The sequence below is a fragment of the Niabella sp. CPT15-335-S11 genome (assembly GCF_058792415.1).
This window is the reverse complement of the sequence record NZ_JBYTEI010000001.1, coordinates 248,112-271,174: the sequence shown is the minus strand read 5'-3', so window position 1 is coordinate 271,174 and position 23,063 is coordinate 248,112. Positions and strand designations below refer to the sequence as shown.

At 47.0% G+C, this 23,063-nt stretch carries 15 protein-coding genes; 10 read left to right on the top strand and 5 right to left on the bottom strand.

Annotated elements, in window-relative coordinates; translation table 11 throughout:
* The first annotated feature begins 7 nt into the window (after positions 1-7).
* Both AC3WS5_RS01155 and AC3WS5_RS01150 read left to right on the top strand, forming a co-directional pair.
* Positions 8-2,401 carry an efflux RND transporter permease subunit gene (locus AC3WS5_RS01155; protein ID WP_492465355.1) on the top strand — a complete coding sequence of 798 codons (2,394 nt, stop codon included), beginning with the start codon at positions 8-10 and terminating at the stop codon, positions 2,399-2,401.
* 63 nt (positions 2,402-2,464) lie between these two features.
* A complete protein-coding gene (locus tag AC3WS5_RS01150) occupies positions 2,465-3,679 on the top strand; it encodes a RagB/SusD family nutrient uptake outer membrane protein (protein WP_492465354.1) in 1,215 nt (404 codons plus the stop codon).
* Between the two features lie 67 nt (positions 3,680-3,746).
* Here the strand turns inward: AC3WS5_RS01150 and AC3WS5_RS01145 are convergent, their stop codons facing one another.
* Together AC3WS5_RS01145 and AC3WS5_RS01140 are read right to left on the bottom strand one after the other, a co-directional pair.
* The gene (locus AC3WS5_RS01145) at positions 3,747-4,418 is read right to left on the bottom strand and encodes a sterol desaturase family protein (protein WP_492465353.1); all 672 of its coding nucleotides are present in this window, start codon (positions 4,416-4,418) and stop codon (positions 3,747-3,749) included.
* 75 nt (positions 4,419-4,493) lie between these two features.
* A complete protein-coding gene (locus AC3WS5_RS01140; RefSeq protein WP_492465352.1) occupies positions 4,494-5,735 on the bottom strand; it encodes a serine hydrolase in 1,242 nt (413 codons plus the stop codon).
* Positions 5,736-5,842: 107 nt separating this feature from the next.
* On the opposite strand from AC3WS5_RS01140, the gene gcvT reads away from it, so the two are divergent.
* The 8 genes from gcvT to AC3WS5_RS01100 all read left to right on the top strand — a co-directional run bounded on the left by gcvT (position 5,843) and on the right by AC3WS5_RS01100 (position 16,577).
* Complete coding sequence (gene gcvT, locus AC3WS5_RS01135) at positions 5,843-6,949, top strand: glycine cleavage system aminomethyltransferase GcvT (protein ID WP_492465351.1); 1,107 nt, start codon at positions 5,843-5,845, stop codon at positions 6,947-6,949.
* 85 nt (positions 6,950-7,034) lie between these two features.
* Complete coding sequence (locus AC3WS5_RS01130; protein ID WP_492465350.1) at positions 7,035-7,769, top strand: 2-phosphosulfolactate phosphatase; 735 nt, start codon at positions 7,035-7,037, stop codon at positions 7,767-7,769.
* Positions 7,770-7,910: 141 nt separating this feature from the next.
* A complete protein-coding gene (locus tag AC3WS5_RS01125; RefSeq protein ID WP_492465349.1) occupies positions 7,911-11,678 on the top strand; it encodes a DEAD/DEAH box helicase in 3,768 nt (1,255 codons plus the stop codon).
* Between the two features lie 135 nt (positions 11,679-11,813).
* Positions 11,814-12,881 carry a glycoside hydrolase family 5 protein gene (locus tag AC3WS5_RS01120; protein WP_492465348.1) on the top strand — a complete coding sequence of 356 codons (1,068 nt, stop codon included), beginning with the start codon at positions 11,814-11,816 and terminating at the stop codon, positions 12,879-12,881.
* Between the two features lie 174 nt (positions 12,882-13,055).
* The gene (locus AC3WS5_RS01115; RefSeq protein WP_492465347.1) at positions 13,056-13,352 is read left to right on the top strand and encodes a hypothetical protein; all 297 of its coding nucleotides are present in this window, start codon (positions 13,056-13,058) and stop codon (positions 13,350-13,352) included.
* Between the two features lie 80 nt (positions 13,353-13,432).
* Positions 13,433-13,909, top strand: coding sequence for a methylglyoxal synthase (locus tag AC3WS5_RS01110; protein WP_492465346.1), 477 nt, complete (start codon positions 13,433-13,435; stop codon positions 13,907-13,909).
* An 86-nt stretch (positions 13,910-13,995) separates the two neighbouring features.
* Positions 13,996-16,035 carry an excinuclease ABC subunit UvrB gene (gene uvrB, locus AC3WS5_RS01105; RefSeq protein ID WP_492465345.1) on the top strand — a complete coding sequence of 680 codons (2,040 nt, stop codon included), beginning with the start codon at positions 13,996-13,998 and terminating at the stop codon, positions 16,033-16,035.
* Between the two features lie 83 nt (positions 16,036-16,118).
* Positions 16,119-16,577, top strand: a complete 459-nt coding sequence (locus AC3WS5_RS01100; protein WP_492465344.1) for a hypothetical protein — start codon at positions 16,119-16,121, stop codon at positions 16,575-16,577.
* 90 nt (positions 16,578-16,667) lie between these two features.
* On the opposite strand, the gene AC3WS5_RS01095 is transcribed toward AC3WS5_RS01100, so the two are convergent.
* The 3 genes from AC3WS5_RS01095 to carB all read right to left on the bottom strand — a co-directional run bounded on the left by AC3WS5_RS01095 (position 16,668) and on the right by carB (position 22,964).
* Positions 16,668-17,339 (bottom strand): TapB family protein, encoded by a 672-nt coding sequence (locus AC3WS5_RS01095; RefSeq protein ID WP_492465343.1) that lies wholly within the window; start codon positions 17,337-17,339, stop codon positions 16,668-16,670.
* Between the two features lie 90 nt (positions 17,340-17,429).
* A complete protein-coding gene (locus AC3WS5_RS01090) occupies positions 17,430-19,784 on the bottom strand; it encodes a S9 family peptidase (RefSeq protein ID WP_492465342.1) in 2,355 nt (784 codons plus the stop codon).
* Positions 19,785-20,060: 276 nt separating this feature from the next.
* Positions 20,061-22,964, bottom strand: coding sequence for a carbamoyl-phosphate synthase large subunit (carB, locus tag AC3WS5_RS01085; protein ID WP_492465341.1), 2,904 nt, complete (start codon positions 22,962-22,964; stop codon positions 20,061-20,063).
* Positions 22,965-23,063: the final 99 nt, after the last annotated feature.

Here is a 23,063-nt window from a genome sequence, read left to right as displayed (position 1 = left end):
ATACAGCATGTGGCGGCAGCTCGGTAAGTTTATCATTAAGTACAGGTTACTGTTATTAAGCATTTTAATTGTGGCCACGGCAGTGTTTGGGTATTGGGGCAGCAAGGTAACGCTGGGTTATGAGTTTACGAAAGCTATTCCCACCAATCACCCTGTGAATATTGCTTACCAGGCGTTCAAAAAAAAATATGGTGAGGATGGAAATGTGCTGGTTATCGGCATACAAAGCAAGCAGCTCTTTTCTGAAAAATTCTTTAACGATTATGCCCGCTTGCAAAGAGACCTGAGAAAGGTCACGGGGGTGGAAGATGTCATCAGCGTGCCCAATGCGGTTACATTGAAGCGAAACGATTCTACCGGCCGCCTCGTAGTACACCGGATTTTTCGCGAGAGCATTATGATGCAATCTCAGATTGACAGTGCGGCGTCCGTCTTTCTGAGTCTTCCCTTTTACCAGGGCTTATTGTATAACCCTGCTACAGGCGCCTGGCTGATGGGCCTCCGGATGGACCACAAAGTCATCAATTCTGCAAAACGGGACAAAGCGGTGAGCGCGATCTCGGATCTGGCGAATAAATTTGGCAGCGACCACCAACTGGAAGTTCACCTCAGCGGTTTGCCTTATATCCGGACGGTGCTTGCTGGTAGGATTGCTAAGGAAATGAAGTTTTTCTTGATCGCATCTATCGTTTTATCAGCAATTATTCTTCTGCTGTTCTTCCGGTCGTTCACTTCTATGCTGCTCTCCCTGACCGTGGTGGGCGTGGGTGTTGTGTTTAGCCTTGGAACGATGCATTTGTTCAAGTTCAACATTACGTTGCTGACAGCCCTCATACCGCCATTAATTGTCGTGATCGGTATACCGAACTGCATTTATTTCCTGAATAAGTACCATGCAAGCTGGCATAGCATTACAAAAAACATGCACAATTTGCCGCCAGGCAAGCAGTTTAATTTAGGAAAAAAGAAACTTAAAGCCATCGTGGATATGGTGTCCAGGATGGGGGTAGTTACGCTCTTTTGCAATGTGGCGGCAGCGATTGGGTTTGCCGTTTTTGCCCTCACTAAAAGCGCTATTTTGAAAGAGTTTGGCATTGTAGCGGGCATCAATATTATGATGTTGTTCTTCATTTCACTTATCCTGATTCCGTCAGTATTGAGTTTCTTGCCGGCGCCGAAAGCTTTACACACACGGTATCTGTATAACCCCTGGCTTAACCGATGGCTACACAGGCTGGAGCGATGGTCACTCGGGCATAGAAAACTGGTTTACCTGATCACCAGTGTAATTGTTTTGCTGGCCCTATTGGGCACTCTCAGGTTGAAAAGTAATGCATTCATGGTCGATGATGTCCCCAAGACGGATAAAATTTACACGGATCTGGAGTTTTTTGAGCGGAATTTTAAGGGCGTTATGCCGCTCGAGATCATCATTGATACCAAAAAGAAATATGGCATTACCCGCAATTTCAACAACCTGGTGAAGATGGACTCCCTGTCGCAATACCTTTCAACTCTTCCAGAAGTTGCCCGGCCGCTGAGTCTGACTGATGGGCTGAAGTTTGCCCGCCAGGCCTTCTATGATGGTGATAGCAGTAATTATGCGATGCCGTCTGAATTTGACCTGCCGGGACTTTCATCCTATCTGAACATGAAGAACGCCGGGGGATCGGAAGGTAAATCCGGTGCCTTTGTGAAGTTGCTGGCGGGGTTTATGGACAGCACCGGCAGAGAGGCACGGATGAGCGTGAATATGGCTGATATCGGATCACATAAGCTGCCGGGCCTGTTGTCGAATGTTAGAAAGCGTACCGATGAATTATTCCCTCCCGATAAATATGACGTGCGGTTCACGGGCAGCAGTATAACTTTCCTTGAGGGCAGCCGTTTTATCATCAATGGTCTGAAGGAAAGCGTATTCTGGGCGTTTCTGCTGATCGCGTTGTGTATGTTTTATCTTTTTCGTTCTTTCCGCATATTGCTATGTTCGCTGATCCCCAATGTCATTCCCCTGGTCATCACGGCAGGTATCATGGGGTGGGCCGGCGTTGCGCTGAAACCCAGCACAGTCCTTATCTTCAGCGTTGCATTGGGAATTGCCATAGATATCACCATCCGGTTTCTGGTAAATTTCAAACAGGAATTACCGAATTATGACAGCGTGAGGGATACGGTGGCCCAGACTATTCACAGCACGGGTATCAGTATCATTTACACGTCCATGGTCCTGATTGCAGGTTTTGTCATCTTTTGCTTCAGCAGCTTTGGAGGAACTTTCGCGCTGGGGTGGCTCACGTCGATCACCTTGGTGACGGCCACTTTCACAAATCTGGTTCTTTTGCCGGCGTTGTTGATGGGGCTTCTGCCCGAGAAAACGGCTAAAAATAAATCCGGAAGGTAATTTCAAACTCACTGAGCGGGATCATCAAATAGATTAACTCTTTCCACCCTTACCAGGGAAGGTGTGAGAAGGGCGGAGACTGCCGGGATAATTCCCGCGGCTTTTGCAAATGCCTATGATGCGGAATGCAGGTTCCTAAGGGCAATGGCACACCACGAACTGGTGCTTAATTTTGCCAGACCGTTTGCTGATGCGGCGGGATCAAAAACGGGGATTATTTACCGCGAAATAGGCATTGACAATGAAAAAGCGATCGAAGATGCGAAAGCGCTGAAACGGAGCGATTTTACAGTGGCCAAGAATTACACAAAGATCCTGGAAGACCTCGATTATGCTGAGGCAAATCTGCCCGAGACCCGCGCTGGGATTCTAAAAACTTATCGTGCGACGAAGGCTGCTGCTATAGCACTGAAAATGCGCGTAAAAATGCATATGGGCGATTGGCCAGGAGTCATCGCCGAAGGTGCAAAAATAGTGACTGGCACTACGAGTTTCACGAGTCCGATAGGCGGCTGGACACTCACTGCTTCGCCGGACGGGCCATTTGCCAATAATACGTCGGCAGAAAGTATCTTCTCCATTAAGAACGACGCGACCGACAATGCAGGCGTGAATGGCGCTATAGCCATTATGATGGGAAATCCTGCAAATGGTGCGAGGGGACTTTTAAGAGTTGGCCCAGTTATTTGGAGCGATCCGGAGTGGTTGTGCAGCGATACGCGCCGGAGCACTTTATATTCTACATTGGTCACTGGCGGAAACATCACGCGGGTGTTTACGTCCAAGTACCGGGACTATGCAAACAGTTCCGATGCTGCGCCCATGATCCGTTACGCCGAAGTATTGCTAACCCTGGCGGAAGCAAATGCCCGACAGTCTGCGCTCCCTTCCGCTACTGCCTTAATGCTACTTAATGCAGTACGGAACCGGGCAGTCGGAACACCAAACGCGTACATTGCCTTTATAAGTAAAAATGATTTGATCAGCGCTATCTTAAAAGAAAGGAGGATAGAACTCCTGGCAGAAGGTAAACGCTGGGGTGATATCCACAGGCTTGCCCTGGATCCTAATTTTGCGCCTATTCCGGGCGGCGGAATTCCGGCTAAAGTAGGAACTTCACATACTGAAGTCCCAGGGATATACAACTGTGCAGGCCCAACGGCGGCTATCACAAAATCTATCGTATCCATCCCGTATAGTGACAGAAGATTTATCTGGCCGATTTCACAGGCCGAGATCAATCAAAACCCTAACTATACGCAGAACCCTGACTATTAGAAGTCAGAAAGAAATTGTTTTATCAGGCCGCTCCGGATTTCGGATGCGGCCTTTTTAAAAGCCTGTATCAGTTTTTCTTTTTGGAAAACATGAGTTCCTTTACCCTTTCCTTGTTTTCTGCTTCCTTTTTCAGGTCGAACATCGTCCCGAAAATATGATCCCAAAGGGTACTGCTGACACCGAAACCCTTGTGCTCATCCTTGTAATGATGCAAGTGATGGTTTCGCCACAACCCCTTCATCCATTTGAACGGGGGATTCCAGGCATGAATGGCGTAATGCATGGTGGCGTAAAGCAGGTAACCCAGCATAAAACCCGGAAAAATCATTAAGGTCAGTTTGCGGAGGAATAAATAGAACAGGCTAAACACTACAAAGGCAATGATAATGCTCGGCACAGGAGGCATAAACAGTCGTTGCCGGTCCCTCGGGTATTCGTGGTGATTTCCGTGCATGATGTAAGCAACCTTTTGCATTTTTTTGTTATCTCCCATCCAATGAAAAATGTAACGGTGTGCTACATATTCAAACAAGGTCCAGGAAAACATCCCTGTGAAAAAAAATAACAAAACGCGCCCGGTGGAATAGCCCAGGTCGCTGTGACTGTAGTACAACATATACCAGATTACAGGTATGTACATTCCCCAGATAATGAGGGGATGTGTTTTGGTCAACAGTTCCAGGAAATTACTTTTGAATAACCTGGCCTGTCCTTTGTTGTGAATCTTCTTGAATTCCATAGTATAAGTTTCATATTATAGATACATATGATATAAATTTGACTTTCCCGGCCCTGAATAGGGCGGATCGTCAGGTTAGTCATAGCGAAGTACCCAATCACGCAGATCAGGAGCCATTTTTCTTTTTCGCGAAAGTTCATACTTGTAAATCTTTTCGCCTATCTCCCTGAAAAATGGATAACCAATCTCTTCATATTCATATTTGTCATCATTCAATATGCCATCGCTGTTTACGTAAATGTTTCCGCTCAGCATAAACTCAACTTTGTTTTTAAAATCCACCACATAACAAACATCTGTCAAAAACCCATAGCTCCACCCAGTCTTGTTAAACGATCGGATATATGAGGGGATATCCCTCTTACCGTCTCTGAAAAAGAAAAACTTTGTATAGCTGTCAAAAAAGCGCGCCTTGTCATACGCGGGGAACTTGCTCTCAGACGGCTTCTCCGACATATAACGATATAACAAATTATAATCGCTAGGGTTCAGTTTGAATCTTTTTTTTCTCGCCACCGAATAAGGGAAGAGAACTGATTGCAGCATCTGCTGTAAATCTTCAAGCGAAATATTATTGTGCATCGTGAAATCCATGGGTTCATGAATGAGTTTATCATGCTGGTCCATATGAGCTTGCCCTAATAAAATTTTCTTGCTGAAGTCAAAGATCAGATCGCTGTAAGCCGGTGGCTGCGTCAATATCAGTTTTCCATTACTCAAAAACCGGACCTGATTTGTATAGCGGTTCTCATCGGGTGTCATGCCCGTAAAGCGCCTCGTGATACGGGCATCCCGGTATCCTTTTGCCCACAGACTCTCGTTCAGCATCTCTTGGCCGACGAACTCATACAGCCGGTTATAAGCATCATTATCACTTACCAGGAATACTTTTTTAATATAATGTCCTACCGACGGCAACAGATCCTTAGCCGTTGAATCGGCAACGACTGCAGTCTGACCCGGACGTGAGCTGTCGGTTAGCATCGTAGTCTGTGCATCGACCGGTTCGCTGAGTTCATGCAGCTTCTCCAGCGCGATCAATGCTGTGGGCAATTTTACCATCGATGCGGGATTAAAATAGCGATCCCGATCCACATTCAGATAATAATGGGTAAAAACGGGTTCGTTTTTCCGGGTGCGGTCGATTTTTGTATAAATGACCTGGTAGCGAAAAGTGTCCGGTTGATCCAGAACATTCATTAGTAGTGGAGAAGCATCGGTTCTGATCAGTTTCTCCAGCCAGGGACTGGTTTTTACCTGGGAAAATACTGTGCCCATGACAGTAAAACTAATGAACAGGATTAAGATCGGCTTCATAATTCTAAAGTACTATAAATCCGTTTAATTTTGCTGGAGGCTCATTGCCATAAGCCCCCTGCCGAACTTCTAAATTGCCTACCTTTGCCACCTGAAAATTAATCGGGATGAAGCAGACTCCTTTTTTAGAAAAACACCTGGGCCTTGGCGCAAGAATGGCTGCTTATGCGGGCTATAATATGCCTATCAGCTACACGGGTATCGTAGATGAACACCAGACAGTCAGAAACACTGCCGGCATTTTCGATGTCAGCCACATGGGTGAGTTTATTGTCAAGGGAGACAAAGCCCTGGATCTGATTCAGAAAATTACTACCAACGATGCGGCTAAGTTAAGTGAGGGACAAGTGCAATACAGTTGCATGACGAATGATCAGGGTGGCGTGATTGACGACCTGCTGGTGTACTGCCTCGAAAAAGACAAGGTGTATATGCTGGTGGTGAACGCAGCGAATATTGAAAAGGACTGGAACTGGATCTCCTCACACAACACGGAGCATGCCGAGCTTCACAATATTTCGGAGAGGACAGCCCTGCTGGCTGTTCAGGGTCCGTTGGCCACGGCTATTTTACAGCCTCTGACCGGGCTGGATTTGCTTAATCTGAAATATTATCATTTTGTAAAAGGAACGCTTGCCGGAGTGGATAATGTGATCGTCAGCGCCACCGGCTATACTGGTGCAGGCGGCGTTGAGATCTATTTCAAAGTGCCGCCTTTCGATAGCGATGAAAAGGACCCGACCGCCGGAAAAATATGGGATGCGATTTTTGAGGCTGGTGCATCCAAAGGATTGAAAGCCGCGGGCCTGGCAGCCCGGGATACACTTCGGCTCGAAATGGGATTCTGCCTGTACGGAAATGATATTGACGACACGACCAGCCCGCTGGAAGCAGGACTGGGCTGGATCACCAAGTTTACCAAGCCATTTACTGCCAGTGATATTTTAAAGCAGCAAAAAGCGGATGGCCTGCACCGCAGGCTAAGCGGATTTGAACTGCTGGATAAAGGAATCCCCAGGCATGGCTACGAAATTTTTAATGAGTCAGGGACCAGGATCGGGCATGTAACTTCAGGGACGCAATCTCCATCTCTGAACAAAGCAATCGGTCTGGGATACCTTCAAACGGGCTATAACGCTATCGGATCCCCGCTCTTCATAAAAGTTCGCGATAAATTATTACGCGGAACTGTGGTGAAATTGCCATTTGATTAATTTATTGTAAACAGTAAACCTTAAACCCGGCAAATTAGCTTTGCATAGGTTTCAGCCGTGTAAATCACCGATTTAGTAAAAGGAAATGACAAGAAAACCAACATTATATACGTGCGTGTCTCCCGCATTGATCCATTTATACGATCTTCATCGTGCTGTTGTCGTCGTTGTGGATGTCTTCAGGGCGACCTCCACCATCGCGGCAGCCCTTTATAACGGCGCAAAAAGTGTCATCCCGGTAGATACTATTCCGAAAGCCATAGAAGTCAGTAGGAGAGTGGTGGGTATCGCCGCCGGCGAGCGTGATGGCATGCTGGCCGAAGGATTGCAGCACGGAAACTCTCCGCTCGAGTATAAACGCAGCTTTGTGGAAAACCGGATTTTAGTGCTGACAACAACGAATGGTACCCGTCTCCTGCACATGGCACTCGAAAATGGCGCCGACGACATTGTAACCGGTACTTTTTGCAATCTCAGTGCTGTCAGGGATTACGTGCTTAAGCAAAATAAGAATGTAGTGATAGCCTGTGCGGGATGGAAAGACCGCTTCAATTTGGAGGACACCCTGTTCGCGGGGGCGCTGATATCCAGAGTAAAAGACCATTTTTCCATCCATTGTGACAGCTCTTTTACCGCGGAATTACTGTATACGCAACACAAAAGCGATCTGCCCGGTTTTGCTAAAAACTTTACACACTACCACCGGTTGGTTGACCGGTTCGGCCATATCGAAGATATTGGGTATTGCCTGACCGAAGACAATGCGAACGTCTTGCCGCTATACATTGATGGTCAGTTGATAGACGGTTCGAAGTTGTAACATTCCCGATTCAAAAAATATTTACCAAATAATAAGGAAAAACGCAAAATTTTCCTTTACTTTTGCCGATTGCCCGGAATTGAAGGATTTTATCGGAAAAAAAGGAAAATATGGCCGGGAAATTAAATCAGGAGAAGACCATTGGCATTACCACATCTATTAAAACATATTTATACCTACGGCACCGATGAAGTGATCAGGAGGGGGAAGAAAATATTTTCTCTGGGCAATATCGAGTTGCTGGACTATGATAAACTTTCGGGGGCTGTTAATTTTCGCGTTAAGGACGATGCTTACGACACTTATTACCGTGTTAATGTTACGAAATTCAGTGAGGCCCGTTCCGTTTCCGTAAGGTGTACCTGTCCATATAATCTCGGGGAGATTTGCAGGCACGAAGTGGCAGCGTTGTTCCAGTTGCAGGAGTTGATCGACCGGGGTCGGCTGGGACAGGAAGAGGTTGCTTATGATCAGCGCCACACACTTGTAAAAATCCGAAATCTTGATATACGGTCTGTCAGGCAACTGTGCTCGCCGGACGTTTTCAACGAAGCTGAAAAGTATCTGCAGCGGCGTAAGCCTAAAATATTGTCGGCCAAAGATGAGACCGTGAAAGCAGCGGTACTGCTGGATGGTAAAGAATACAGCGTCGTTATCCGGAAAAATGACGAAAGGAATTTCGATACCAGCTCGGAATATGAGGATTCAGGGCATCCGCTGTGTCTCCCGAAAGTGATTGTCTTTTTGCACCTGATCAGGGCTCACGGATCAAACTATTTTGATACGATTCGCAATCGGGATAATGAAAAAAATAAATTGCTGGAAGCCTACGGATATTCTCTGAACGACGATCTGAAAGGGAAATTCGAATTTGTATTTAAAGAAGGCAAGCCGTTTTTAAGAGTCCTTGACAGTAGTATTAAACGAATTAACACGCCGCTGCCCGTTCAGGCGCGGCAAGTCGTTCACACCAAAGAGGTGGAAACCGTACTGGAATCACCGGTACCTGAGGTTGCAGTTGAGCGGGATCAACAACGTTTGGGCTTCGTTTTTAACATGAATAAGAAAGGGTATCCTTTTTTTTCAGTTGAGGTTGTTTCAGGGCAGATGAATGATGAGGCTGACGCGTTTGTAGGAAAAGTTGAACAACTTGATATCGCCAAATACATTGATATTTCGGGGTTTGGCCCGGCAGATGTTACTGTCCTGCATACAGTAAGGAAATTACAGGAGCAGGATATCCAAAAGTATATCATCCGGAATACACCTTTTCACGCCGACTGGGAAGATTCTACAGACCTGCCGGTCAACGAATTAAACGGAGAAGCCAGGCAACTGGTGAATGAATACATGCTGCCCAGGCTGAAACGGCTATTGAGTGACACCGGCGAAAATCCCCTCGGGTTTGTGCTTCCACAGGGAAAGAAGTTTGTGACCGACAACCTCAAGCAGGTGGATATTTACAGGGATCCCGCCATCCCGACTTTCACCGTGGAAAAAAATGGTGTGGGCTACAATTTTGAATGCCTGATTAGAATCGGAGGAATGTTCCACGGCATAGAAGACAACGAAAGTCCAAACCCGCTGATGTTCCTTTATAATCACCAGCTTTGTTTGTTTCAAAGCACCGAAACGGTTTCGGTTCTGGAAAAGTTCTTGCCCGATGGCAGGATACATATACCGCAGGAAAAATGGCAGGAGACCCTGAATCAGTTTATTTTACCGCTTGCAAAGGACTATAAAGTAGACTTCGACTCGTCCATGTTGCAGACCGTCAAAGGTGTTGCGCCCGAGATAAGATTGTTCCTGGTGGAAAAAGGCGATTACCTGATGTTCCGTCCTACCTTTTCATATTGCGGTCATGAAACAGGACACACAGGCAAGCAGGTCATGCTGATCCCCGATAAGGACAAAATACTGGCCATTCACCGGAACCTGGACCAGGAGTCTTCGTTTTATAGCAGGTTGAAAAACCTTCATTCCAATTTTATTGAAGGAGAGGATGGGTGCAGCCTGGCACTTGAGGGTACCGAGATCCTCAAGAACAACTGGTTCTTTTTGTTTGTAGATGCGATGAAAGAGCTGCAGGTTCCTGTCTTTGGATTTGAAGCGCTGCAGAACTTCCGCTTCAATACGGCTAAGCCTCAAACGCGGATCTACATCAGCAGCAATACCGACTGGTTTGATGCGAGGGTTGATATATTGTTTGGCGATCAAAAAGTATCCGTAGCTGAGGTGAAAAGAGCACTGGTCAACAAACAACAATACGTACAACTGAATGATGGGACCCTTGGGATACTGCCCGATGAGTGGCTGAAAAAATATTCACTGCTGTTCCGGGTAGGCGAGGGGAATACCGATCAATTGAAGCTGTCCCGCTACCACAAAGGAGTCATAGATGAATTGTACGAGTTACGGAATGAGCAGGAATTGTCTTTTGAATTGGAAGAAAAATACAACCGGCTGCGTGACTTTGAGAAGATAAATGAGCAGGAGCCGCCAGAACACCTGAAGGGTGTGTTGAGACCCTACCAGGTTGCAGGATTCCAATGGCTAAACTATCTTAAACAGGTAAATTGGGGAGGTATCCTGGCCGATGATATGGGTCTGGGTAAAACCGTTCAGGCTCTTTCCTACATGGAACATTATAAAAGAGAAAACGGGAACCTGAAGGTATTGGTGGTGTGTCCGACTACCCTGATTTACAACTGGGAAAATGAAATTAAGAAATTCACGCCCCAACTGACCTATCAGATCCATCACGGCAGCGGCCGGAACAGAGCAACCGAGAACCTGCTGAATTTTGATATCACGATTACTACCTACGGCACGCTTCGAAGTGATATCCGGTTCTTTATGGAAGTCAGGTTTGATTATGTGATTCTAGATGAGAGTCAGGCTATTAAAAATCCTGCCAGTAAAGTCACGCGGGCCGCGGGTTTGCTGGATGCCAGTTACAGGATTTGTATGAGCGGGACGCCCTTGCAGAACAATACGTTTGACATCTACGCTCAAATGAATTTTCTGAATCCCGGCATGCTGGGAAGTATCGAATTCTTCCGGCAAGAATTTGCGATCCCCATTGATAAATTAGGTGAGCCCGACCGCAAAGAGCATCTTAGAAAATTATTATACCCATTCATTCTGAGGCGGACGAAGGAGCAGGTAGCCAGGGACCTGCCTGAGAAACAGGAAATGATCCTTTGGTGCGAAATGCAGGATGAACAGCGGAAGATCTATGACACGTACCGGAACGATTATCGCCAGAGGATTCTGGGGACAATCAATGATCAGGGAATCTCCAGGTCGCAGTTTACTATCCTGCAGGGACTGATGAAGCTTCGTCAGATCTGCGATTCTCCTGCCATCCTGAATGACGACGAAAGCTATGAAAATCATTCTATCAAAATTGATGAACTGGCCAGGGAGATAACCGAAGATATGAGCGATCACAAAGCACTGATATTTTCCCAGTTCCTGGGAATGCTGGGCCTGATCAGGCAAAAGCTGGAAGAACTGGGCATCCCTTATGAGTATTTTGATGGTAGCACTTCAGCGCCAGATCGGGAGAAGGCGATCCGGAACTTTCAGAGCAACGAAGAAATCAGGGTGTTTCTGATCTCACTCAAGGCGGGAGGTGTCGGATTAAACCTGACCGCAGCGGATTATGTCTACATTGTAGATCCCTGGTGGAACCCGGCAGTTGAGCAACAGGCGATCGACCGTACGCATCGAATCGGCCAGACCAAAAATATTTTTGCTTACCGGATGATATGCCGGGATACCATCGAAGATAAGATCCTGAAACTCCAGGAAAAGAAACGTGCCCTGGCTAAAGACCTGATTTCTGATGAATCCGGATTTGTAAAATCGCTTACCCGCGAAGACGTGGAATACCTGTTTAGCTAAGTTGTAGTTACCAGTGTTGATAAACCTGGAGTTGCTGCGCCTTTTTGGGTTTTTGGGCAAAGTCCATTTAAAGATCCGGAGATCGATATATTCCGGTAATTTAGTATTTCAAAACTTACCTGAAAATACTTGGCCATGTCTAAAACATTTTACCATTACGTGCTTTCCCTGTGTCTGATGGGAATGATAACTTCCTGCAGGGCCGAAAAACCCGAGCCTAATTTTGCAAATACACAAAAAGATTTTGCGAGCGCTTCGGAGATCAACAAAAGGCTGGGAAGAGGCATAAACCTAGGTAATACTTACGAAGGTGATAAGTCCTGGGGGCGTGACTTTAACACGGAAGATTTTGGGATCATCGCGGGATTAGGATTTACGCATGTCAGGATACCGATCCGGTGGGAGCGGGATGACCGGAGCGAGGCGACTGCCCCATACAAAATTTTCCCTGAGTTTCTATCGAGTATACAAAAGGTGGTGAATGCCGCACTTCGGCACAAGTTGCACGTCATTATCAACATGCATCACCAGGACCTCCTGATGAAAGATCCCGCGGCACAAAAAGAGAGATTTATTGCACAATGGAGGCAAATAGCGGAATTTTTTAAATCAGCGCCGGACAGCGTAGTCTTTGAAGTGCTGAACGAACCACATGAAAATCTTACGCCCGAATTATGGAATGACTATTTTCCATCTGCATTGAACGTGGTCAGAGCGACAAATCCTCGCCGCTGCGTTCTTATCGGAACGGCCAATTGGGGAGGAGTTGGTTCTGTGGGAAAATTGAGAATCCCCGTTGATGATCAACTGATCCTGACCATACATTATTACAATCCGTTTCATTTTACCCACCAGGGAGCATCCTGGGTACAGGGTTCGGATGCCTGGCTTGGTACGAAATGGCTGGACACGCAAGGAGAACGGAAAACGGTGGAAAATGATTTTGCTGAAGTGATCCGGGTGGCTCAGGAAAAGAAGATCCCCGTGCATATCGGAGAGTTCGGAGCTTATTCGAAAGCAGATATGGATTCCAGGATCCGCTGGACCCGTTTCCTGGCAAGATGGTTCGAACAGCAGGGATTCAGTTGGGCTTATTGGGAGTTCAACGCAGGTTTCGGTATTTATGATCCGTCGGCAAAGCAATTGAGACAGGGTTTGGTCAATGCGCTGACCCGCGATGAAATGCCACCGCCAGCACTATGAGGTTGGCTTAATATTGAGCAGTCATTTTGAACCTTGGATCATTGTCAAACTGAATATCTCAGCCCCGCCTGCCTGCCGGTAGGCTCAGCTTCCATAAGTCTGCGCTGAATATTCCTAACCCATGCCTAACTTTGCCGCGTCGATTTAAAATCCTTCATAGTTAATGGAACAGGTATGAAATTCAGAAGACTCATTATTTTGCTAATCCTCGTATTAATGGTAGTTTGTTACCTGACAAAACCTACGCGGGAGGATTTTATAAATTATGCAAGCCGTTCTCTGAGTAGCAACCAGGTCCCGCCAATCGTGGATTATCAGGATAAATTTCTTTACGCTAAAGTCACGGCGACCTACGTGGCTATTCCGGAGTCTGTGCCACCGGATACTAAGAAAATAGCGGTGGGAACCCGGGAAGAATTCATCGGTATTTTTAATAAGTTCTGGCAGGTTAAGAATACCTCACAGAAATAACCGAAAGAAGTGAGGACCGGCAGGAATAAACTGGGGTGACGGGGCGGGATTGAAGTACATCAAAAAAAATAATGAACAATATGTCTGTAGAACCTAGAACGCTGAATGCAAACAAAAAGATCGCTCTGGTAGCGCACGATCATAAAAAAGATGAGCTTCTCCAATGGGCGCTGGCCAACAAACAAAAACTCGCTAAGCACAAACTCTATGCTACCGGCACTACCGGAAGATTACTGGAAGAGGCCCTGGGGCAATATATTACGAAATTTCTGAGTGGCCCGTTGGGCGGCGATCAGCAGGTCGGAGCCATGATTGCAGAAGGCAAGCTGGATATCATGATTTTCTTCTGGGACCCGATGGAAGCGCAGCCCCATGATCCTGACGTAAAGGCGCTGCAGCGACTTTCTGCAGTCTATAACCTCCCCTTAGCCAGTAATGCCGCAACAGCAGATTTTATATTCAGTTCCCCACTGATGGATGAACCTTATCAGGCAGTTCAAACCGATTACAGCGCATACCTGAAACGGACATTACCGGACATTGAAAAAGGGATCTAAAACTCTGGGAAATTAAAGAAAGTGAGTGAGAATAAAGGTTAACTTATAAATATACAAAAAATTCTCAATCAAAAAAAATTACTTTTTTGTCTTTTAAATTACATAGTGATTTTCCTCCGGCGGGCGATCAGCCTGAAGCTATCCGGCAGTTGACAGATGGCGTGCTGAATGGAGAGCAATATCAGACCCTGTTAGGCGTTACGGGCAGCGGGAAGACTTTCACTATGGCCAACCTGATACAGAACACCCAGAAGCCTACCCTGATCATCACCCACAACAAAACCCTGGTGGCGCAGCTTTACGGTGAGTTCAGGCAGTTTTTCCCAGATAATGCGGTAGAGTATTTTGTATCCTACTACGATTATTATCAGCCGGAAGCGTATATGCCGGTCAGTGATATTTATATCGAAAAAGACCTTTCGATTAATGAAGAACTGGATAAGCTGAGACTTAGGGCCACCACCAGCCTGCTGAGCGGGCGCCGTGATATTATCGTTGTGGCTTCAGTCAGTTGCATTTACGGTATGGGTAACCCTTCGGATTATGAGAACGGGATTATCCGGATCAATAAAGGGCAGACCCTTTCCAGGCAGGCATTTTTGCACGCCTTGGTGAATTCGCTCTACACCCGCACAACCCTGGATTTTAACCGGGGCAGTTTCAGGGTAAAGGGTGATACAGTGGATATCAATCTGCCCTACCTGGATTTTGGATACCGCGTCACATTCTTCGGCGATGAGATCGAAGAAATTGAAAGCATTGAAGTGGTCACCGGCAAGCGGATGAATAAAATGGAAAATGCGGCGATATTTCCTGCCAATCTCTATGTGGCGCCAAAGGATATGTTACAGCAGGTCATCCATGAAATTCAGGATGAAATGTCCGCGCAAGTAGATTATTTTAAATCGCAAAACCGGCTCATAGAAGCGCAGCGGATCAAAGAACGGGTGGAATATGACCTGGAAATGATCCGGGAGCTGGGCTATTGTAATGGAATAGAAAACTATTCCCGCTTTTTTGACCGGCGGAACCCGGGCACGCGACCCTTCTGCCTGCTGGATTATTTCCCAAAAGATTACCTGACCATCATCGATGAAAGTCACCAGACCATGCCGCAGATCAGTGGCATGTACGGAGGTGACCGCAGCAGGAAACTGATCCTGGTTGATTATGGATTCAGACTGCCCTCAGCCCTGGATAACCGTCCCCTGAATTTCCACGAGTTTGAAAATCTTCAAAATCAGGTAATTTTTGTGTCGGCAACGCCCGACAAATATGAGCTGGAGAAAACAGGCGGCGTCATCGTGGAACAGGTCGTGCGGCCTACAGGTTTGTTGGATCCGCCGATAGAAGTAAGACCCAGCGTGAATCAGATCGATGATCTCCTGGACGAAATTGATAAAAGAATCAAAAAAGGTGATCGTGTGCTGGTGACTACGCTCACCAAAAGAATGGCAGAGGAAATGGATAAATATTTACACCGGATAAATATAAAATCTAAATATATACATAGCGAAGTGGATACGCTCGACCGAGTGGAGATCCTGCGCCAATTAAGACTGGGCGAGATTGACGTACTCGTTGGCGTAAATCTGTTGCGGGAGGGCCTTGACCTGCCGGAAGTGAGCCTGGTGGCTATTCTGGATGCCGATAAAGAGGGATTCCTGAGGAATGAGAAATCGCTGACCCAGACTGCCGGCAGAGCAGCAAGAAATGTGGACGGGCTGGTGATCTTTTATGCCGATACGATCACAGGCAGCATGCAGCGTACGATCGACGAAACTGAGCGCCGCCGAGAAAAGCAGATAGCTTTCAATATAGAACATCATATAACACCCCGGACCGTAGTGAAATCCAAACAACAGGTGTTCCAGCAAACGTCCGTGCTGGATATTAAAGGGTTTGATCAGAAGGATAAATATGCAATCGGTTTTGACGAGGATCCGGTGAGACAGGTAGCCGAGGAAGAGGAACAATACACCACCATCCCACAAGTGGAAAAAGCTATCGCCAAAACCAGGAAGACGATGGAGAAAGCAGCTAAAGAACTTGATTTTATGGAAGCAGCAAGGCTGAGAGATGAAATGTTCAGGCTACAAAAAGAACTGGAGACCATGAAAAGCTGAAGGGAATACCTGCTGCTATTGAACCATTGAAATTTATGGCCCTCATAGCTTTAATCTTTAAATTCGCCCAAAAATAAATCGAAATGAAAAAAATTTATTTAGTTGCACTGGCAGTAGTTTCCGTTGTTTTACTGTATTCCTGCAAAGGTGAAGATAAAAAAACTGAACAGGTGGAAGCTGAAGCGCCGGCCGACAGCGCACATGTGCAAGCGCCCAAGCCAGCTGCTCCCGCTATTAAAGACGAATCCAAGATCTCCGTTCTGGATGTTGCCCCGGGCGATAAAGACATCGTGAGACGCCTCAAGGTTCTTTACGTGAACAGCGAAGGTAAATCGATTGCCGCAGTATATGGATACAAGCTCAATAATAAAGGGATTGTAATGATTGAAAAACCGGGATCTACAGCCGTTACGCTGAAACAGGAAAATGGGGACGATATCAACGCAGATTACGGTAACGGCAGCGTTAGCTGGAAAGTGAAAGGGAAAGACGCCGTACTTCAGGAAGGAGGCAAGACCACCCAATACAGGTCCCAGGAATAAAGCGATCGAACCGCTTAGCCGGTTGATTTCATTAGAAGGGGCAGGCAGGGCCTTTCGGGGAATAGAACCGGAAGCATGTCTGCCCCGTTTTTATTCGATAGAAAGTAGTTCAGTCCTGCCGGTACGGGACTCTGACTTTACTACACCAAAATCAGGAACAAACCATTCCGTTGATTCTGTATTAAATGGGATAGAAATGCCTATATTCACTACAGTCTTGGCGTGATAGCCGATTTTATAAGCTTCCCAGGTACCGCCCGGTGTCGTTACAGACTCTTTTGAAAGAACTCGCCGGTTCGTGATATCCATTTTCACCCGGGACGTGATACCGGTCCCCATTTTGACCTCCATATCAAAGTTGCCATCTTTCAGGTTTTGTCCAACTTCCATCACTGTGGGATACTCCAGGAAGTCACCCGAACCTACCGCTGCTGTTTCCTGGGTTTGGCCACCTTGCCCCGGTTGAAGCGCAAACCGCATATCCGAATAAAGGACACCACCGTTGCACTTCATATGGCCTGACGATTCCGCTGCGGGGTTGTTCTTCTTATCATAAAACGCCGAGTTGATCCTGGCAGTGACAGAGCCACCCTGCCGTTTCACGTCCAGAATCTTATAGACCATGCGCCCTTCCTGGCTGCCTTTCTTGTTAAAGATCCCCATAGTGACCGTTTTATTGTTTTGGAAATAATAGTAACCGCATTTTTGAGTTAAGCCGGTTAGTGAGATCAATAATAGCAGGACCGTGACTGATGTTTTCATAGTGATACTTTTAAGGAGGAAAGTTACGGCATCAGCGTACCTCGTCATATACCCAATATAGGCGATGACGAGAACGAAAATCCTGATATGCTACTTAAGCGTAGTCTCAAACAATTTGAAGATCCTCTTGTACTCATCGGTCCAACTACTTGGTTCGATGAAACCATGATCTTCCACCGGATACGAGGCGAGTTCCCAATTTTCTTTGCCCAGTTCAATCAGCCGCTGGGTAAGTTTTACGGCATCCTGGTAATGAACATTCACATCCATCATGCCATGACAGATCAGCAGATTTCCTTTCAGGCCATCTGCAAAATAAATAGGTGAACTTCTACGATAGGCCAGAGAATCGGTAAATGGCTCATTCAGGATATTACTGGTGTAACCATGGTTATAGTTTGCCCAGTCTGTGACGGGTCTGAGAGCTGCACCTGATTTGAATACCCCCGGTTGGGTAAACAAGGCCATCAGCGTAATAAATCCGCCATAGGATCCGCCGTAGAGACCGATCTTCTCGGGATCGACCTGGAAATTTTTGACCAGGAATTTTACGGCATCTACCTGATCACTAAGATCCTTGCCGCCCATGTGCCGGTATATACCCGTCCGCCAGTCACGCCCGTATCCTGCCGACCCCCGGTAATCAATATCCATCACGTAGTAACCGTTATCGGCCAGAAGGTTGTTGAACATGTATTCCCTGAAATAACTGCTCCACCATTTATGGGCGTTTTGCAGATATCCTGCACCATGTATAAACAGTATTGCCGGCATACCCGGTTTTGGATTCTCGGGTTTATAGATTCTGGCATAAACCGATGCGCCATCTGAGGCCGGAACCTTAACCAGATCAGGAATGCGCCACCGGTATCGATTAAACGCCGCGCTTCTTGAGGCGTTGGTTATCCTCTTTGCCGAAGCCCCGGCTTTGTTTTCCTGGATGTATAGCTCCCAGGGCCGGTCGACAAAAGAATTGCGGATAGCCAGGTGTTTTTCATCGGGTGACATAAAGACTTCATTGGCACCGGGGAGACTGGTGATTTTCTGCCTTTTACCGGTGCTGATCTGAACCTGCCATAATTGTTTTTCACCGGGGTGGGTTTCATTGGTAATGATGTAAAACGATTTCTGATCATTGGATAGCTTTGTTTGCTGCACTTCAAAGTCCCCCTGGGTGAGCGCCTTCTTTTGATAACGCGAAATATTATATATATAAATATGCGAGTACCCGCTTTCTTCACTTTGAAACCAAAGATTCTCACGGTCAATCCATCCCAGGTTACGAAAAATCCCCGGACCTCCGATCCAGGCATCATCGTGCTGCCGGTCGACCAGCGTCAGTTTCACATCCTCCGGATTCAGCAGCATGATCCAGCGGTCTTTATTATCCTTCGCTCTTATTTCCACGATGCCTGCTTTCCCTCCTGGTGACCAGGAAATGCCGGAAACGGAGACCGAACGCAGGGCGGAATCTTTACGCATTTTCTGTAGTGCTTCGGGATAATCTTTCAGGTAGGGCGGCAGATCCCTGATGCCCGGGATATGGTCTGTTTTTATTTCATAGACCGTATCCCTCCGCCTGTCATACAGGTAAAATGCGGATGTGCCCTGAGGTTGCCCAACTTTTGTCCGGCCGCTCAGATCAGTAGTATATCCGGATTCAGTAACAAATGCCGGAACGATGGTTCCCTTAGCTGTTCCGTGTGAAAAAAGATTATAAGTGACGAACCGGCCGTCCGGACTGATCTGCAGGTTAGCTACCGATTTTCCCTCCAGCGCAATGCTCCTTAGTTTTTTTATCCCATGTTGTTTGTTATAGTCATTGCCAGCCTCTTTCTTATCTTCCCTTTCTTTCAAAACCTGCATATAGGATAGCTGATCCTTCTTTAGCCATGCTTCTTCTTGCGTCGGTATGACTTCCTTTGGCAAGCCCGACCCCGGTATGAATTGTGTGAGTTGTTCTGTAATCCCGGTAGCGATATCCCAGGCAAAGAGATTAGTCTGGCGGGCATAAACCAGTTTGGTGTCGTTGAAGCTAAAAACAGGTGACGATTCGGTTTCGGGGGTTTGGGTTACCCTGACGATCTTCCCTCCACTGTTCTGGTAATAAATATCACCATGTAGTGACCATGCTACTGCATTGCGATGTTTATTGTACTCCATGATGTCCTGGGTTACGAGCTCGTTTTTCCCGCCAGGACTCAATTTCTGCGGCACCGTATTCCCGAGGGTGATCTTGTAGAGCGAATCCGAAGGCGCTTTTTCGGGGTTCCAGGTGAAAAGAATGGATTTTCCATCTGCACCCCAGGATATATTGTCGGGTGAGGTTCCCATCCACCGGGGATCCTGCATGATGGTCTCAACGCGCAACACACCGGGCGCCTGCTGACCATAAAGTGTAGTGTACAGCAGGACCGACAGCAATGGAATAACTTTTCTAAGCATAGACCCTTGTTTTGGGAAAAGAGGAAGTTACGAACCTAAACTTTAAGCAGGTCATTTTTTTAATCAATGGCTAGGGATCGGCCGAGCGCTACTGGTTTACGCCCAGCCGATGGTCTGACTGAACCCCATGGAAGTATTGAGATGAAATTTTCTTCCCCGTTTACTCCCGGTTGATGGTCTGCGTGAGCCGCCCGGATATCGATTTGCTCGCAGTTCTCATAAAAAGAGCCGGCTGCGAAAAAAGCAGCCGGCCTGGATATTATGAATAATGTTGAACTATTTACTCAGGTACATGCTTCTATCCTGGTATAATTTCCTGAAGTAAGGATCCCGGAGATCTTTGATGAAGCGGATAGACTCGCCTGTGCTTTTCATTTCAGGGCCGAGTTCTTTATTTACTCCTGGGAATTTATTGAAACTGAACACTGGTTCTTTGATGGCAAAACCCTTTAGTTTTTTCTCAAAGGTGAAGTCGCTCAGTTTATTTACCCCCATCATGATCTTGGTGGCGATATTCAGGTAAGGGATACCGTAGGCTTTGGCGATGAACGGTGTTGTTCGGCTGGCACGTGGATTGGCTTCGATGACATACACCGTCCCGTCTTTGATCGCATACTGGATATTGATCAGTCCGCGGATATTCAGTGCCTTGGCAATTTTCTCCGCATAGTATTCCATAGTGGTAACCTCCATTTTGCTGAGGTTAAACTCAGGAAGCATAGCATGGCTGTCGCCGCTGTGAATACCTGCCGGCTCAATATGCTCCATGACGCCCATGACGTGAAAGGTCTCGCCATCATAAATGGCATCGATTTCCGCCTCCTGACATCTGTCTAAGAAGTGATCTATCAGGATCTTGTTCCCAGGGATATGTTTCAGCAGGGAGATGACTGCTTTTTCCACTTCGTCGTCATTCAGTACGATCCGCATGCGCTGGCCGCCCAATACATAAGAAGGCCGTACTAAAACAGGGTATCCTACCCGATTTGCCGTCTCGATGGCTTCATCCACAGTGTGGGCAGTGCCATATGCCGGATAGGGGATTTTGAGCTCTTTCAGCATATCACTGAACCTGCCCCTGTCCTCCGCGATATCCATGTTATCAAACGAGGTTCCGATGATCCTTACGCCGAGGTCGCTGATCTTCTCAGCCAGTTTCAGGGCTGTCTGTCCTCCAAGCTGGACAATAACGCCCTCTGGCTTTTCAAAGTCGATCAGTTCCCGCACATGCTCCCAGTAGATTGGTTCAAAATAAAGTTTGTCGGCCATATCGAAATCGGTACTTACCGTCTCGGGATTACAGTTCATCATGATGGCTTCATAGCCCGCCTCTTTTACCGCCAGTAATCCGTGCACGCAGCAGTAGTCGAATTCTATACCCTGCCCGATCCTGTTGGGGCCGGACCCTAGCACGATGATAGATCCTTTTCCATTCTTTTTTACCGGGTCGATTTTTGATTCGTTTTGTTCCAGTGCCGACGGAACCAGTTTTGTATCGCCATTTTTACACGTTTCCTGGATCAGCGTCGGTGTTTCGAAAGTAGAGTAGAAATAAGGCGTTTTCGCTTCAAATTCTGCACTGCAGGTATCCACCATTTTATACACGCGCCCAATTCCCAGCTCTTTTCGGCGATTATACACCACGTCCTCGTCATATCTTGGCCCGGAAGTAAGGTCTCCAATTTGCGCATCACTAAAGCCATTGACTTTGGCTTCCCGGAACAGTTCAATCGGAAGCGTTTCCAGATCGTATTTAGCGAGCTCTTTTTCTATGTCACAGATCTTATTGATCTCTGACAGGAACCAGCGGTCGATACCATTAGTCGCCTTAGAAATTGTACCTACAGATATACCCGCCATCAGGGCATCTTTGATCCTGAAAATACGATCCCATTTGGGAACTTTCAGGTATTCAAGAAGGTCTTCGGCATGTTTAAGGCTCTTACCGTAATAACCCAGGCCGATGGCATTATTCTCCAGGCTCTGGCAGGCTTTCTGAATAGCTTCATTAAAGCTCCGGCCAATAGCCATAACCTCTCCTACACTTTTCATCTGCAGGCCGAGGGTGTCATTGGCTCCTTTGAATTTATCAAAATTCCAGCGCGGAATTTTTACGATCACATAATCCAGGGCAGGTTCAAAGTAAGCCGAAGTGGTTTGCGTGATCTGGTTTTCCAGCTCATCCAGGTTATACCCGATGGCCAGTTTGGCAGCTATTTTTGCGATGGGGTAACCGGTTGCTTTGGAAGCCAGTGCAGATGACCGACTCACCCTTGGGTTGATCTCGATGGCGATGATCTCTTCCGTTTCAGGGTTCATGGCAAACTGCACATTACAACCGCCGGCAAAATTCCCCAGGCTACGCATCATCCGGATAGCGGTGTCGCGCATCAGTTGCATGCCCGAATCGCTCAGGGTCATGGCCGGGGCAACGGTGATCGAGTCACCGGTATGCACACCCATCGGGTCGAAGTTCTCAACGGTACAAATGATACATACATTGTCGCCGCTATCGCGCAATAACTCCAGCTCAAATTCTTTCCATCCCAGCACAGCCTTTTCCACCAGAACTTCATGGATAGGGGAGGCTTGTAATCCCCGGTTCAGGGCTTCATCCAGCTCGTCTTTATCATGTACGAATCCACCGCCTGTACCGCCAAGGGTGTAGGAAGGACGGATAACCAGCGGATACCCGATCTCCTGGGCGAATTCTTTTCCTTCCAGGAAAGAATTTGCAATCCGGGCAGGCGCCACCGAAATACCCAGCTCAATCATCCAGTCCCGGAAAAACTCCCGGTCTTCTGCCTTATCGATGGCTTTGATATCCACCCCGATCAGACGCACGTTGTACTGTTTCCATATGCCGAGATCCTCTGCTTCTTTTGCCAGGTTGAGTGCTGTCTGACCACCCATGGTCGGCAACACTGCGTCAATTTGATTTTCCTGAAGGATCTGTTCAATGCTTTCTGTAGTCAGCGGCAACAGATAAACCTTATCCGCCATCATCGGGTCGGTCATGATGGTCGCGGGGTTACTGTTGATCAGTACCACGCGGATACCCTCTTCTCTCAGACTTCGGGCTGCCTGGGTACCTGAATAATCAAATTCGCAGGCCTGACCAATGATAATGGGACCTGAACCAATAATCAATACGGATTGAATGGAATTGTCTCTGGGCATTTCAGATTAGAAAAAATAGATGATATAATGTGTTCCGATGGATATCGGGACGCAAAATTAGGTTTTTTGGCGGGAAGTAAAGACGGAAATTTCCGGTTA